The sequence below is a fragment of the Cyclobacterium sp. 10D3-21 genome, from assembly GCF_055809755.1.
This window is the reverse complement of the sequence record NZ_CM147924.1, coordinates 4,860,574-4,877,355: the sequence shown is the minus strand read 5'-3', so window position 1 is coordinate 4,877,355 and position 16,782 is coordinate 4,860,574. Positions and strand designations below refer to the sequence as shown.

Here is a 16,782-nt window from a genome sequence, read left to right as displayed (position 1 = left end):
TAACCCTACAATTCCCAAATGTTCAGCTCAAGTTTAAAGGCCATTGGTTTATTTTTGTTGACTTCGTTAATCTCAAGCATATCCTATGGGCAAGAAAAGCCTGAGGTCATTGTACTCACAGATATTGGTGGAGATACGGATGATGAACAAAGTTTGGTTAGGTTCCTTTATTATGCAGATCAATTCGATATCAAGGCCATTTGTGCTACCAGCAGACTTGGCCATGGGCAGGATACCAAGCCAGAGTTGATTAAAGGGCATTTAGAAGCTTATAAAACAATTTACCCAAACTTATTGCTTCATAGCAAAGAATATCCACAGCCTGATCATTTGATGGGCCTTGTGAAAAATGGTCAGGGGAACTCAAAGGCCATTGGTGAGGGCTTTGATTCGGAAGCTTCTGATGCCATTATCAGTATTGTAGATGCGAGCAAGAATACCACTCATATTCCGGTATGGGGTGGCCTTAGGGAGTTGGCGCAAGCACTTTGGAAAGTAAAAAACACCCGCAGTGAAGCCGAACTTGAGCAGTTTTGCAGCCAAATTCAGGTTCATGCCATAGGGGATCAAGATGGACACAGGGAATACATTCACAAGAATTTTAAATCCCTTAAATTTATTGCCAATGGCTATGCATGGTATGGGTTTACAGGTGTAGTACAACTTTCTTCCTTTAGAGGAATGTACATGACTGGAAACCAAGAAATGCAGGATGCGGACTGGGTGAAAACAAATATCCATGGAAATGGGCCATTAAGTGACAGGTATCAATTAAATGGTCATGGCACCAATGGGATGAAAGAAGGGGATTCACCTTCTTTTATGGGATTGATAGGGAATGGATTAAATGTACCAGCACACCCGGAATGGGGTGGCTGGGGAGGTAGATACCGACAGCTATCCAAAAAAACCTACATCGATGCCCCGGATTTTATGGAAGGAACCTTGAATGAAAGACATGGAATAGCCCGGTGGAGGACAGCTTTTCAATCTGATTTTATGGCAAGGGTTAAATGGGCAGTACTTCCTTTTGATCAAGCCAATCATAATCCAGAAGTGATGGTTAATAACCATAAGTCAAGCGAGCCTTTGTATATAAATGCTCAGCCTGGAAAAGAATTAGAGTTAGATGCGAGGGCAAGTACTGATCCGGATGGTGATTCAATCACCTTTCGTTGGTGGGTTTACAATGAGATTTTTCAGCCGCTTAGTCCAATAGACTTTAGAGGTTCCGAAACAAATTCAAAAGTGAAAATTAAGGTTCCACCAATGGCTCAAGGGAAGCAACTGCACCTTATTCTTGAAGTTACAGACGATGGCTTACCTGCCCTGACCAGCTACAAACGTGTCATAATTAAGGCAACAATATGATTTTATTCCATCAACCTTTATTGGCTATTGAGGGATAGTCGATACACCTGATTTTGTAAAAAGATACCAAGATTGCATGGTCATGGTATTATTTTCTATTGATATAAAATTTACAATAAACCCAAATCTATGCCCATTTCTATGCCATCAATAGCTCATAAAATTTCACTGCTATTTATTTGCTTCAGTATAGTTTTTTCCACCTATTCTCAGGAAAACCGAAACCTGTTGACCAATTCCCTAAGCAGAAAACAAATTGGGGACAATTTAAGCAGTGTAAAACAATGGGTCAATTATCCTGCCTATGAGGACAGAGATGCCTGGAATAACCTCCCTGCAGATGTAAGAAAAGCCATAATAAATGAAGGGGAGGCTTACTTAGATTACGATTGGCCAATTGTCAAGGCCAGCATGTACCTTGAGTTTACACGTACAGGAGATAGAACTAAAGATGCTGCCGTTAACAGTGCCAGGAAGAAGGCCCTTCAAGCGCTGATGATGGCCGAGCTGGTGGAGGGAAAAGGCAGGTTTTTGGATGACTTGGTCAATGGCGTTTTTGCTTTCTGCGAACAAACTTATTGGGGAGCCTCAGCACATTTTTACCTGTATGGATTTGAAGGAAGCATTGCCAATCCTACCACCGTTATGCCTGATATTGAATACCCAATTATAGATTTAATGGTTGGAGATATTGCAAGTGATTTGGCCTGGACCCTGTATTACTTCAAAGATGCTTTTGATGCCATCAGCCCTGTAATAAGTAAAAGGCTTTCCTCAGAATTAAAGAAGAAGGTGTTACAGCCTTTTTATGAGCGCAATGATTTTTGGTGGATTACAGGCTGGGGAGAAGGACGGGTAAATAACTGGACCCCATGGTGCAATTTCAATGTGCTTACCGTCTTGCTATTGGTAGAAGAGGACCCGATTAAAAAACAGGATGCGGTGTACAAGTCCATGCAATCGGTGGATTTATTTATTAATTCCTATCCAGATGATGGTAGTTGTAGTGAAGGGCCAGCTTATTGGGCACATGCAGGTGGTAAAATGTTTGACTACCTGGAACTATTGGACAAAGCTTTAGAAGGAGGAATAGCTCCTATTTTTGCGCATCCACTTATAGGGAATATGGGGAAATACATCTATCGATCTCATATTAACGATGGCAGTTATTATATCAATTTTGCTGATGCTCCTTTAAAAATCAAGCATGATCTGGGTAGAATATTCAGGTATGGAAAAAAAATAAATGACCCTATCATGGAGAAGTTTGCTGCTTATTTGGCAAACATTAGAAATGAAAGCGATCTGGCAACCTCAGGAACGATAGGGGATAGGTTAGGAAATGTATTTATGCTAGCCTCCTTGAAAGATTTGCCAGCAAAAGCTCCCCAGGTTAAAGATTTCTATTTTCCTGATTGGGATGTGGTGATAGCCAGAGAAGAAGCGAATGCCAAAGGCTTTTATTTTACAGCAAAAGGAGGTGATAATGACGAACACCATAATCACAATGATGTGGGTTCTTTTATGCTATATTATGATGGGAAACCTGTTTTTATTGATGTGGGAGTGGGTACTTATACCAGGCAAACCTTCAGTCCTGAGCGGTATTCTATTTGGACCATGCAATCCAATTACCACAACTTGCCCCTCATTAATGGAGTAGCACAAAAAGCAGGTGGGAATTTTAAAGCTACAGGATCCAAATATCGCTTGAAAAATGATCAGGTTTATTTTCAAACAGATATTGCAGCTGCTTATCCGAAAGAAGCAGCTGTAAAAACCTGGGAAAGGTCCTTTGAATTTAGGAGAGAAAATGGTTTGATTATTAAGGATCATTTTGAATTGGATAAAAATCAAAACGCAACAAGCTTCCATTTTATGAGTGCATTGCCTGTTGCGATAAAATCTCCCGGATTGTTAGAAATTAAAGGAGAAGGGATTGCGATTAATATGCGCTTTGACCACAGAAAACTTGATGCCACTATAGAGACAATTGCCATCGAAGACCCTAAGTTAATCTCCAATCATGGAGAGCAATTGTATAGAATTGTTTTTAAATGGATGGAAGACAAGCTAAAGGGAGACATTAAGTTTTCAATCAGCGCTAAAAAGTAAGTGGAAATTTGAATTGCTTAAAGTTTTGGTTTTATGATAAATCTTGCAAAGGTTTAGTTGATTCATCATATGATGCAATACCATCTTATTTAGGCTGTGCATTGTTTATCCGGTCATCCTCAAAATAAGTGCAATAACATAATTTTAGCCCCTATTTCATTAATTAAGTGATTTTTTCAATTAGATTGTATCTTTATAAATAGATCAATGAAAAATATCACCTATCTCTTCCTTCTTTTGAGTTGTATGGCTTGTAAGAATAGTCATAAAGAGGTTGGGAAACCAAATATTCTATGGATTTCCCATGAAGATTTGGGGCCTATATATGGGTGTTATGGTGACGAATACGCTACAACACCTACCATTGACGAGTTGGCAGCCAACAGTATTAAATTTACGCAGGTCTATTCAAATGCGCCAATATGCGCACCAGCTCGCTCTACTTTGATCACTGGTATGTATGCTGTTTCCCTAGGCACACAACACCTTAGGTCTGCAATCCCAGTTCCGGCGTCAATGAAAATATTGCCTGAAGTGATGCGGGAGGCAGGCTATTATACGAGTAACAATGTAAAGACAGATTATAACTTCAGCCATGAAGACAGGTGGGATGAAAGCAGTAAGGAGGCCCATTGGAGAAATCGGCCAGAGGGCAAGCCTTTTTTTAGTGTGTTTAACTTTATGATTACCCATGAAGGTCCTACCAATGCTTTGAGACCAGAGGATACATCCAGTCTACAAACCCATCATGATCCTGCAAAAGCAGTGCTTCCCCCTCACTTGCCAGACAGTCCCAAAATGCGCGAGATATGGGCCCATATGTACGATTTGCTGGAAGTATTTGATGGGCAAGTGAAAGATTTGTTAAGTCAGTTGGAAGCAGATGGGCTACTTGAAGAGACCATTGTCTTTGTCTTTGCAGACCATGGGCATGGTTTGCCCGGGCACAAGCGTTGGCTTGACAATGCTGGATTACAAGTCCCTTTTATTTTACATGTTCCGGATAAATACAAACATTTGGTCGCCAATATTTCCGGTCAGGAATCAGATAGGCTGGTCAGCTTTGTGGATTTTGCCCCGACTACACTTTCTTTGGCGGGAGCAAATATTCCTGAAATGATGGAGGGGATTGATTTCTTAGCCAAGGAAGAAAGTGACTATGTATTTGGCTATAGGGACAGAGCAGATGACTGCTATGAAGTAGCAAGGTCCGTTTATGATGGCCGGTATTTGTATATCCGTCATTTTATGCCCCAGCTTCCTTATTATCAAAATGCCCTTATTTTTAATAAAGGGGGGAGTTATACGGAAATGAACAGACTCAGAGATGCTGGTGAATTAACTGATGCAGCAGAAAAGATGTATGCTACCAAACCCGTGGAGATCTTATATGATCTACAGGAAGATCCCCTGGAACAGAATAACCTGGCTACCAGGCCAGAAATGAAAAAGAAGCTAGAGGAACTGGCTGGTGAACTGGATGAATGGATGATTCGACATAGGGACACAGGCTTGCTTACTGAGGGCATAATGATGGAGCAGGCAAGCCAATCTAAGGAAAGTGTGTACGCGATCAGTAGGGCTTATTCAGAGGAGTCTTTCAAGGAAGTATTAGAAGTAGCAAAAATGGTTGGAAAGATCACTGACCTTTCTGCTGTCATCCCTTCCTTGGAGAGTGATCTGGAATCAGCTAGGTTTTGGGGGCTTATCGGAATTGATGCCTATGAGGGAGAAATTGGGCAGGTGGTTCCGAATTTAATCACATTGTTGTCAGATGATGTTCCCGCCGTGGCCATCAAGGCTGCAGAAATTTTGATTAAAAGGGAGGACAATAATGCGGCCTATGAAGTTTTAAAAAACATGCTTTTGCTTGAAGACGAGGTTCAGGTTTTGCAGGCAGCAATTAGTGTTCGCCGATTAGGTGTTAAAGCCAAACCATTAATATCCATTATAACAGAAGAGATTTTCCCCAAATATTCAGGGGAAATTTGGGGGAGGTATAAAAACTGGAGTTATCCCATGTTTATTGGAATGGCCTTAGACCAGGCTCAGATTAATTGCGGAATTGATGTGCCCACAAGGAAATAGAGAAGATTTAAACCCAAAATCATACAAGAATTCACTTTATTGAAAAAATCATACCCACTTACAAATATACATTATGCTTTTACAAGGAATTGATTGGTTGATATTGGTCGCTTTTTTTGCTGTCTCGTTGGGGATAGGATTGTACAGTTCCCGACAATCATCTAAAAACATTAATGAATTCTTTAAAGCTGGAGGTAATCTGCCTTGGTGGATTTTAGGAACATCCATGGTGGCTACCACCTTTTCCACTGACACCCCAAATCTAATTACAGATATCGTCAGGAAAAACGGAATTTCAGGCAATTGGGTGTGGTGGAGTTTCCTGTTAACGGGAATGTTGACTGTATTTTTCTTTGCCAAACTTTGGAAAAGATCTGGGGTATTGACAGATATAGAATTTTATGAATTGCGCTATAGTGGCAAAGCGGCCTCTTTTTTAAGAGGGTTTAGGGCAATATTTCTAGGATTGTTTTTCAATGTTGTGATCATTTCTGGCGTGTCTCTGGCAGCAATTAAGATCGGAGGGGTTTTGCTTGGAATAAGCCCGGTAGCTACTTTGTTAATTTCTGGAATTGTTACCGTTATCTACAGTTCATTGGGAGGTTTGCGAGGGGTTGTATTCACAGATTTCATCCAATTTATCTTGTCTTTAGCAGGAGCAATCGCAGCTGCTTGGGTAGCCGTCAATCATCCCGCTATCGGTGGACTTGATAATCTTGTCACTCATGAATTAATTGTAGATAAGCTTAATTTTATTCCTGATATCGCCAATAAAGAAATTTTCCTTACCATATTCCTAATTCCATTGTTTATACAATGGTGGTCTGTATGGTATCCTGGTTCTGAGCCTGGTGGTGGAGGCTTTATTGTCCAAAGGATGCTCGCTGCCAAAGATGAAAAGAATGCCTTGTCAGCTGTTATGTTTTTCACCATTGTTCATTATGCCATCAGACCTTGGCCTTGGATATTGGTAGCCTTGTGTAGTATTATCGTTTTTCCTGACCTGGCATCACTTCAGGCTGCATTCCCTAATGCAGATGCATCGATTGTTCAGGACGATATGGCCTATCCTGCTATGCTCTCCTTTATGCCGGTTGGAATTATGGGATTAGTAGTAACTTCCTTGGTAGCTGCTTATATGTCCACACTTTCCACGATGCTTAATCTTGGTGCTTCGTACATGGTAAATGATTTTTACTTAAGGTTTATCAAGCCAGACAGTACACAGAAGCACCTTGTGGCAGTCGGTAGAATAGCGACCGTTACCATCATGGTTTTGGGTGGCTATGTGGCTTTACATTTAGAAAATGCATTGCAGACATTTAGTATACTTCTGCAAATTGGCGCAGGAACAGGTTTGATTTATATCTTACGCTGGTATTGGTGGAGGATCAATGCCATGAGTGAGATTGTAGCGATGGCAGCTTCGTTCCTTACAGCCTTGTATTTTGCCTTTATTCATCAAAATTATTTTGATGCCTTCGCGACCCATGAAGAGTTGATTGTTGGTATCATGGTGACATCAGTTTGTTGGGTTTCGACAGCTTATCTTTCCACACCTACAGAGAAATCCGTTCTTATTTCTTTCGTAAAAAAGACAAAAGCTCCAGGACCGGGTTGGAAGAGGATACACAATTTATTAGGAAGTACTGGAGAAAAAGTAGACACCACAGGTTACTTTGATTTTCAGGCAGCAATTCTGGCATTTGGCGCCGGAGTTATTGGAGTGTTTAGTTTTCTTTTCGGAACAGGAAATGTTTTATTAGGGGATATGGCCAATGGGATCTTATTAATAATTTTATCCACCATTTCTTTTTGGGCATTATATGCGTTGAGGAAGCGATTCTAGGGAGAAACCTACAGGGCTCGGATAACTAAAACCAGGGATGGTGCAACTCTTGGAGGGAAAAGCATTCGCCAAATCCCTAACCAATGAGTAGTTGAAGGTGAGTTTCAGTGCTGGCTGTTCAACACCTTCAGTGTTGAGGGTCGGCGTGTTTTCCTTTGCCGTGGGGTTGCCACCCACGGTTATTGTAGTTCAGACCCTTCAGGTCTGTATTTTTTAGAAAAGTGGCTAGTATTATTGCTATAGTCACTCCGATAGGTTCGTCATTGCGAACCCTTTTTGGGAGGGCTAAGGAGGGAAAGGGTGTGTCAATTTCGTCTGATTTTGACTGCTGGGCTTGTCAAAGGTGATTCAAAGTATTTTACAGGCCATGTATTAATATTAAACAATAGGGTAGAAGAACTAAATGGTTTGAGGAATTAATTATTCAAAATGATGTTTGGGACCTAAGGCAAAGTTGAAAAGTCCTTGCCTATCAGAACGAATCCAAAGAAGCCTACAGGGCTTCAACAACAATAACCACGGGTGAAAACCCGTGGACCGTAATCAGCCATCGAATCCCCAAGCCCGAACGGGGTTGAACAAGAGACTCCATATCGATAGGTTCAACGCCTTCAGTGTTGAGGGCAAATGTGTATTCCTTTGCCGTGGGTTGCCACGCACGGTTATTGTAGTTCAGACCCTTCAGGTCTGTATTTTTTAGAAAAGTGGCTAGTATTATTGCTATAGTCACTCCAATCGGTTCGTCATTGCGAACCCTTTTTGGGAGGGCTAAGGAGAGAAAGGGTGTGTCAATTTCGTCTGATTTTGACTGCTGGGCTTGTCAAAGGTGATTCAAAGTATTTTACAGGCCATGTATTAATATTAAACAATAGGGTAGAAGAACTAAATGGTTTGAGGAATTAATTATTCAAAATGATGTTTGGGACCTAAGGCAAAGTTGAAAAGTCCTTGCCTATCAGAACGAATCCAAAGAAGCCTACAGGGCTTCAACAACAATAACCACGGGTGAAAACCCGTGGACCGTAATCAGCCATCGAATCCCCAACCCCGAATGGGGTTGAACAAGAGACTCCATATCGATAGGTTCAACACCTTCAGTGTTGAGGGTAAATGAGTTTTCCTTGCCCGTGGGGTTGCCATGCACGGTTATTATAGTTCAGACCCTTCAGGTCTGTATTTTTTAGAAAAGTGGCTAGTATTATTGCTATAGTCACTCCGATAGGTTCGTCATTGCGAACCCTTTTTGGGAGGGCTAAGGAGGGAAAGGGTGTGTCAATTTCGTCTGATTTTGACTGCTGGGCTTGTCAAAGGTGATTCAAAGTATTTTACAGGCCATGTATTAATATTAAACAATAGGGTAGAAGAACTAAATGGTATGATGAATTAATTATTCAAAATGATGTTTGGGACCTAAGGCAAAGTTGAAAAGGCCTTGCTTATCAGAACGAATCCAAAGAAGCCTACAGGGCTTCAACAACAATAACCACGGGTGAAAACCCGTGGACCGTAATCAGCCATCGAATCCCCAAGCCCGAACGGGGTTGAACAAGAGACTCCATATCGATAGGTTCAACGCCTTCAGTGTTGAGGGCAAATGTGTTTTCCTTTGCCGTGGGTTGCCACGCACGGTTATTGTAGTTCAGACCCTTCAGGTCTGTATTTTTTAGAAAAGTGGCTAGTATTATTGCTATAGTCACTCCAATCGGTTCGTCATTGCGAACCCTTTTTGGGAGGGCTAAGGAGGGAGGCTGTGTCAATTTCGTTTCAAGTTAGGATTTTTGGTCTAGAGATTTGAGTTATTAATTATTTCATTCCATGCAACCTTATGCCCCAGAAGAACTTGTAAGATTTCAGCATGGATTAGTTGGTCTACCGGTGGCTGAGCGGAGTCGATGCCATAGGCTGAGGTATCCGGAATACCTACTCCTTCCGCTCAGGATCCGGTTATATGAATCTTAATCCAATAAATTTCTAAAATTAAAGAGTGTAGCGAAATGCATTTTTATTGCGTCTTGTGATTGGGCTGGTCATAATTATTGGAATTATCCCTGTTATTGAAATAACTCCATAAAATTTAATGTGGCAAATAATTGATAGCTCCCTTTGGGAGTATTGACTATTCTATTTGGACTGCTACAATTATGTTTGGTTTAAGGTTAAATAAATTAGTTGCCAAGTCAGTGCTTTAATTTATATTTGCCAAATAATTTTTGGTATTGTACTTATTTATATAAAAAAATGAGATTCCTTACATTTTGTGTATTATCGATACTTTTTGCTTTCCCAGGGTTTTCTCAGAAAATCACCATAAGTGGAACAGTAAAAGAAGAAGGCACAGGAGAAAACCTGATAGGTGCGAATATCTACGATAAAATTTCTCAAAAAGGGTCTGTTACCAATCAGTTTGGGTTTTATAGTTATACAACTTCTGGCGATAGTTTAGACCTATATTTTAGTTTTGTAGGATTTCAGGCCAAGCACATTCAATTCAAAGCAAATAAGGATACTGTAATTAATGTGACCTTAGTGCCTGACGGTAATCTTGAGGAGGTGGTAGTTTCTGCCTCTGATATGGACCAAATTCAGGAAGTTACGAGGATGAGCTCCATCAATGTCCCGATAGATCAAATCAAGGAATTGCCCGCATTAATGGGAGAAGTAGATGTTTTTAAAGTGCTACAACTTTTGCCCGGTGTGCAGTCTGGTACAGAAGGAGGGAGCGGCCTATACGTAAGGGGAGGAGGTCCTGATCAAAACCTGATTTTATTGGACGGGGTACCTGTATACAATGCATCACACCTATTTGGTTTCTTTTCTGTTTTCAATGCAGATGCCATCAATAATGTCGAGCTTATCAAAGGTGGCTTTCCTTCCAGGTATGGTGGTAGACTCTCTTCGGTGATTGATATAAGCATGAAGGAAGGCAATATGCAGGAATTTAAAGGAGAAGGTTCCATAGGATTAATTGCCTCTAAAGTGACTGTGGAGGGGCCTATAAAAAAGGATAAAACTTCATTTATTTTGTCCGCCAGACGAACTTACCTGGATATTTTGGCCCGGCCAATTATCAAAGCTGCTACTGAGGGAGAAGAAAATATAGGCTATTATTTTTATGACCTTAATGGCAAAGTCAATCATATAATTAATGACAAAAACAGGTTGTACCTGAGTGTTTATTCGGGAGATGATAAGGCCTATTCCAAGTTTAAAAACTTTTATGTCAATGACAATGAAAGGACAGATTATGATGAGGAATTTGGCTTGAAGTGGGGCAATTTTATCTCAGCCATTCGATGGAATAATGTTATAAATAGTCGCCTATTTAGCAATTATACTTTTACTTATAGTCGTTACAATTTTGACCTCTTTAGTAATTATGAAGAAAAAATCACTGGCAATGGTACTTCTGAGACCAATACTTATTCTGACAGGTATTTTTCTGGAATCAGAGATTGGGCAGGCAGGGCAGATTTTGAATTCATACCTAATCCAGATCATTATTTTCGATTTGGTACCAATGTTATTTTCCATAAGTTCTCCCCAGGAGTTTATGCCAGTAAGAGCAGTCAAGGGGACAATGATCTCCAATTGGGTGCAGACGAACTTAATTCAACGGAATATGCGGTGTATGCCGAGGATGATATCAATATAACCAGCCGACTGAAAGCGAATTTGGGTCTTCATTACTCAGGATTTAATACGGACAATCAGCATTACAATTCACTTCAACCCAGGATAGCGGCAAGATACCTGGTCAATTCCAGTACCTCAGTAAAAGCCTCCTATGTTACCATGGCACAATTCATTCATTTACTTACCAATGCAGGACTAGGTCTGCCTACTGATCTGTGGGTACCAGCGACTGCCAATATTGGACCTCAAAAAGCCATGCAGGTGGCTATTGGAGGGGTTAAAAACTTCAATAAATTTGAACTGAGTGCTGAGGCCTATTACAAGACCATGGATGGCTTAATCGAATACAAAGATGGGGCAACCTATCTCAATCTGGATGAAGATTGGCAAGAGAAAGTGGCTGTAGGTGAGGGACTGAGCTATGGACTCGAATTATTACTTCAAAAGAAGGTAGGCAAAATATCCGGATGGATAGGGTATACCCTGTCTAAAACTGAAAGGAGGTTTGATGAGATTAATTTTGGGGAATGGTTTCCCTATAAATACGACAGGAGACACGATGTGAGCATAGCCCTAACCCATGAATGGAAGGAAAATAAAGACTTTTCGGTAGTCTGGGTATATGGAACAGGAAATGCTGTTTCACTTCCGACACAACGTTACGAAGGAGCCGAAGTAAATAATTATGGTGGTAGCACATGGAGGTCTGAGGTAGAGTACTATGAAAGTAGGAATAATTTCAGGAATAGGGACTACCATAGACTGGACCTAAGTTTCAGTTGGTGGAAAACAAAAAAATGGGGAGAACGAAAATGGACCCTGGGCATCTACAATGTCTACAACCGGATGAATCCTTTTTTTATGGACATTGGTTATGACCAGCAGAGCAATAAAAAGTTGATTCAATACAGCCTTTTCCCCATTATTCCATCTTTTTCTTACGGGTTTAAATTTTAATAGCACATGGAAATATTAATTAGATCTCGAAAGTATAGTTTGTTGATTATTATCATTGGTGCCATTTTTATTAGCGCTTGCGAAACTTCAGTAGACATTGAAATTCCTTTTGAAAAGCCGCTAGTAACCCTAAATTCCACCTTTATTCACGATACCAATCCTAAAGTACGGCTAACTTTTACCAAGCATATTCTTGATAATAATTGGGAATTTGAACCTATTAGCGAGGCAGATGTGAAACTAATGCAAGGAAATGAAACCTGGTACCTTGATTATAATGAAGAAAGTGGTGACTACGCCAATTCTGAATACCTTATTGAAGAAGGCAAAGAATACACCCTAGAAGTACTGTTGGAAGGCTATGATAAGATCACAGCATCGGAGAAAGTTCCTATTAAAGTTCCTATTAAAGAATTCATTTACAACGGTCAGGTACAAAGAGATTCCTGGTCAACCAGCGATGATATTACCCTTATATTTGATGATCCTGTTGGGGAAAATTACTATGAAATTTCAGCCTATTATTATCGGTTAAATTCTTACACCGATCAATACGGAAATGAATTCTACTATGAGGATAATTATCCAATTTATTTGGAACCTAAAAATCCTACTTATGAAAACGACTATAACGTTAATGGAGAAATTCTCATAGATGACAATTTATTTGATGGTGCAGAAGCGAAAATAGACTTTTTTATCAATGGGAATAATTTTGAAGGGGACAACGGAGGGGATATTTATTTTGTGTTGAAAGCAATATCACCGAGTTATTATGATTACGGGTCTACCTTTGGTTTACAAGAATGGAATGATGGCGATCCTTTTGCGCAACCGGTACAGGTTTTTTCAAATATTGAGAATGGTATTGGGATTCTAATGGCGGGTAGTGTATTTACTAAAAGAATGGATGCTGATTTCGGTCAAAATTAAATCAGCAATAGAATTGCTATTGCCTATTACCAAAGAAAATCGCTTCGAAATCAGATAATTATTGCCGTCTTTGATTTTACCATTTCTATACCAGATTCAGGTATGGATTTATTGATTGTTCCGTGGCTACAAACGCTTAGGCAAAACTTTCCTTCAATTTCACAATTAGTTTCACCTAAAACTTTAAATTATCCAAATCAGATGGAGAAGCGATTGTAGTCTCTTGGTATTGCAAACTCCAGCCCAAAGAATTGGTTAGAATATAGATCTTGGAAAGCTCATTGATCAGCCTTTCTTTGGCATCTTCTTTAAGGTCAGACTGGTCGATTTTTTTCTGGATCATTTTATCTACACTGCCTTTGATTTTGTTATAATCAGCGGCATCAAACTTATTGAAATAATCCTGACTGACATCATAGTATTGAAGGTCAGGATAAATGCTGATTTCGGGTTCGGGAAGGAATAAAATGCGCACTTGTTTGGCTTCCTGGTCTACTTCCGTTTTGATTTGCCTAAGGTCATATGCGATCGTTACTTTCGCATTTACGATGACCAGTGCTTTTTTGTTGGCAGAAAAGATGTCGAAGTAATTTTTTTTGGTGTTTTTATAACTCAACACCTGAGAAAACTGTCCTTCAGTGACAATGAGCTTGCCTACCTGCTTGATTTGTTGTTCTAAAAGGGCCGAATTGAGTTGTATTTCTGCTTCCTGGTTATTTTTTCCCATGAAATATTGAAACGACCAAATTACAGCGATTGCTGTAATGATTCCTGCCAAAAACCTAAACATAAATTTGGATTATAACCTTGATGACCATAGTAATCTAACAAAAGAAAGGAGAAATAGATTGCCTTCCTATAAATTATTAATTGAAAGCAGAAGGGGCTTAGTTTATTTGAGAAAAAAATTTTAATGAGAAAAACCTTTTAATAAAAGAAATACATTGAATATATTAGTACAAAAGCCCAAAACAATACACTCAAATTAACAATTATGATGGATTTTCCATGGTTTCAATTTTATCCGGAAGCTGTTCCTAAGCAAATAGACCCGGATCAATACAGTAGTGCAGTAGATCTTTTTGAAGAAAGCATAGCAAAATTTGGAGATGCGATCGCCTATGAATGTATGGATAAAACCATCACCTTTAATGAATTAGACAAGTTAGCTGCTACCTTTGCCTCTTTTTTACAACACGAGCTTAATTTAAAAAAAGGGGATAGAATAGGCATACAAATGCCCAATTTACTACAATACCCTATTGTCATGTTTGGCGCACTAAGGGCAGGGTTGATAGTGGTAAATACAAATCCCTTGTATACCTCTTCGGAAATGGAGCATCAATTTTCAGACGCAGGTGTCAAAGCAGTGGTTATCGTTGCTAATTTTGCCCATAATCTTGAAAAAATTAAAAATAAAATTGGCCTTAAGCATATTGTGGTTACTCAAATTGGAGATTCACTGGGCGGATTAAAAGGAGGCATTGTCAATTTGGTAGTCAAATACATCAAAAAGATGGTTCCCGCTTACAATATTCCCGAGGCATGGAGCTTTAAAAAGGCAATGGCAGCCGGTGAGAATAAACCTTTTGAAAGACAGCATTTAACCCATGAGGACTTGGCTTTCCTACAATATACAGGAGGAACTACCGGTGTGTCCAAAGGTGCTATGCTAAGTCATGGGAATATAGTCGCCAATATGCAGCAGATTTCCGCTTGGATGAAGCCTAAGCTTATTGAGAAGGAGGAAACAGTCATTACTGCCCTTCCCCTGTATCATATTTTTGCTTTAACGGTCAATTGCCTGGCAATGATGAAAATTGGTGCACACAATGTATTGATAACCAACCCCCGGGATATGCCAACTTTCTGTAAAACGCTTAAAAAGCATCCTTTTAGTGTTTTCACAGGAGTCAACACGCTTTTTAATGGCTTATTGAATCAGGAAGCTTTTAGGGCGATTGACTTCAGCTCCCTGAAAATTGCAGTTGCTGGTGGAATGGCACTTCAATCTTTCGTCGCCAAACGATGGAAGGAAGTGACTGAAGTCCCTATTTCTGAAGGTTATGGACTTACGGAAACTTCTCCTGTGGTTACCTGTAACCCAATAGATGGTACTGAAAGGCTTGGTACGATTGGTATTCCCCTGCCAAATACCGATGTTAAAATAATTGATGATGAAGGGAATGATTTGCCCTTAGGTGAAAGAGGTGAGTTATGCGTTAAAGGGCCTCAGGTGATGCCAGGCTATTGGCAAAGACCAGAAGAAACCGCCGATAGTTTTATTGGTGAATGGTTTAAAACTGGAGACATTGCGGTTAGGGATGAAGATGGGTTCTTTAAAATTGTAGACCGGAAAAAAGAAATGATCCTGGTTTCGGGGTTTAATGTCTACCCAAATGAGGTAGAAGATGCATTGACAGCACATGATAAGGTTGATGAAGCAGGGGTAATTGGTATTCCAGACGAGAAGTCTACTGAAAGGGTAATTGCCTACGTAATTGCCACTGACAAGTCGCTCACAGCTGAAGAATTGATCGCCTTTTCCAGAGAAACCTTAACGAGTTATAAAGTGCCTAAAGAAATTTATTTTGTGGATGAACTTCCAAAATCTAACGTAGGAAAAATCCTCAGGAGAGTAATCAAAGAAAATCACTTAAAGAAGATGGCGAATTAAGCCATCTTCTTTCCCTGGTCTATGTTCTTTATGATTTTGGCAGGGTTTCCACCGACGATCACATCTGATGGTACATCACGAGTAACTACTGCGCCGGCAGCAATGATGCTCCTGTCTCCAATAGTGACTCCAGGGCATATAATCGCTCCTCCTCCCACCCATACATCATCACCTATAGTGACGGGCTTACCGAATTCAAGCAAGCTTCCTCTAGTCTTGGCGTCGATTGGATGGGTGGCTGCATAAATGTTTACCCCTGGCCCAAACATGCTTCGGTTACCTATTGTAATTGAATTTATGTCTAAGAGTACACAATTGAAATTAAAAAAAACCTGATCTCCCACACTGATATTGTAACCATAATCACAAAAAAATGGAGGCTCTAACCCAAAATCTTTGCCTACATGCTTAAAAAGCTTTTTAGCAATTTTAACCTTATGAGAGCTGTCACCAGGGAAGTTTTGGTTTAAGTCATTGAGTAATTGTCTGGTTTGAAACCTGTCCTTGCTTAGGGTTTCGTCTGATGCCAGGTACAATTCACCATCAAGCATTTTTTCTTTTTCAGATTTCATGGTTTAATCCAGGTTTAGTTGATTCTTGATTTGATTCAGATGCCTTTTTTCATGACTCAAAATGATTGCTATAGCTGTGTCCAATGGATATACAATCCATTTATTGGCTGGAGAATAAATCATAAGGTTTTGACCCAGATAAGACTCCAGCTTTAAAATATAATTTGACAATTGGTCTTGCTTATTGCGAAATTCAGACCTAAGGTCATTGTTATGGGTTTTTTCAAGTGGCTCCCAGGAACTAAAAGTTTTTATTTTTGTATCTTTATTCATGGCAGAGAGGATCTGTTCTCCCATCATTTTACCATAAAAAGGAAGTTTTCCTAAAATTGGAGACTTAAATTTTTGATCAATAATTTGGTCAAAAATGGGAAAATAGGATGCGTTTACTGTAATTATATGGTGAACAATTTCCATTGGACTCCATTTTCCTGGTCCTGGTTTTAGGTTCAAAGTGGTAAGGTCATATTCCTCCAAAAGCTTTTCAAATTCCCAGGTTATTTTGGTTAACTCCATTTGCCAGGCATCTGCTTTTTCTTTCATTATTGCGGTGTTTTAAGAAGTGGTTGAATTAAAAGATGACCTGA

At 39.8% G+C, this 16,782-nt stretch carries 10 protein-coding genes; 7 read left to right on the top strand and 3 right to left on the bottom strand.

From position 1 onward, the window contains the following. Window positions 1-18: 18 nt before the first annotated feature. The 6 genes from AC0L7T_RS18805 to AC0L7T_RS18780 all read left to right on the top strand — a co-directional run bounded on the left by AC0L7T_RS18805 (window position 19) and on the right by AC0L7T_RS18780 (window position 12,946). Window positions 19-1,371 carry a DUF1593 domain-containing protein gene (locus AC0L7T_RS18805; RefSeq protein ID WP_473337496.1) on the top strand — a complete coding sequence of 451 codons (1,353 nt, stop codon included), beginning with the start codon at window positions 19-21 and terminating at the stop codon, window positions 1,369-1,371. A gap of 141 nt (window positions 1,372-1,512) precedes the next feature. After that, complete coding sequence (locus AC0L7T_RS18800) at window positions 1,513-3,486, top strand: heparinase II/III domain-containing protein (protein ID WP_473337494.1); 1,974 nt, start codon at window positions 1,513-1,515, stop codon at window positions 3,484-3,486. A gap of 207 nt (window positions 3,487-3,693) precedes the next feature. Continuing rightward, complete coding sequence (locus AC0L7T_RS18795; RefSeq protein ID WP_473337493.1) at window positions 3,694-5,574, top strand: sulfatase-like hydrolase/transferase; 1,881 nt, start codon at window positions 3,694-3,696, stop codon at window positions 5,572-5,574. 73 nt (window positions 5,575-5,647) lie between these two features. Then, window positions 5,648-7,423, top strand: a complete 1,776-nt coding sequence (locus AC0L7T_RS18790; protein WP_473337491.1) for a sodium:solute symporter family protein — start codon at window positions 5,648-5,650, stop codon at window positions 7,421-7,423. A gap of 2,238 nt (window positions 7,424-9,661) precedes the next feature. Beyond that, complete coding sequence (locus AC0L7T_RS18785) at window positions 9,662-12,013, top strand: TonB-dependent receptor (RefSeq protein WP_473337489.1); 2,352 nt, start codon at window positions 9,662-9,664, stop codon at window positions 12,011-12,013. Between the two features lie 6 nt (window positions 12,014-12,019). Then, complete coding sequence (locus tag AC0L7T_RS18780) at window positions 12,020-12,946, top strand: DUF4249 domain-containing protein (protein WP_473337488.1); 927 nt, start codon at window positions 12,020-12,022, stop codon at window positions 12,944-12,946. 175 nt (window positions 12,947-13,121) lie between these two features. Here the strand turns inward: AC0L7T_RS18780 and AC0L7T_RS18775 are convergent, their stop codons facing one another. Continuing rightward, complete coding sequence (locus tag AC0L7T_RS18775) at window positions 13,122-13,673, bottom strand: DUF4230 domain-containing protein (RefSeq protein ID WP_473337487.1); 552 nt, start codon at window positions 13,671-13,673, stop codon at window positions 13,122-13,124. Between the two features lie 267 nt (window positions 13,674-13,940). Between AC0L7T_RS18775 and AC0L7T_RS18770 the strand changes: the two genes are divergently transcribed. After that, complete coding sequence (locus AC0L7T_RS18770; protein WP_473337485.1) at window positions 13,941-15,623, top strand: AMP-binding protein; 1,683 nt, start codon at window positions 13,941-13,943, stop codon at window positions 15,621-15,623. On the opposite strand, the gene AC0L7T_RS18765 is transcribed toward AC0L7T_RS18770, so the two are convergent. Continuing rightward, window positions 15,620-16,195: a sugar O-acetyltransferase gene (locus AC0L7T_RS18765; protein ID WP_473337483.1), complete on the bottom strand. Its 576-nt coding sequence runs from the start codon at window positions 16,193-16,195 to the stop codon at window positions 15,620-15,622. The genes AC0L7T_RS18770 and AC0L7T_RS18765 overlap by 4 nt on opposite strands. 3 nt (window positions 16,196-16,198) lie before the next feature. Next, a complete protein-coding gene (locus AC0L7T_RS18760) occupies window positions 16,199-16,738 on the bottom strand; it encodes a DinB family protein (protein ID WP_473337481.1) in 540 nt (179 codons plus the stop codon). Window positions 16,739-16,782 lie beyond the last annotated feature (44 nt).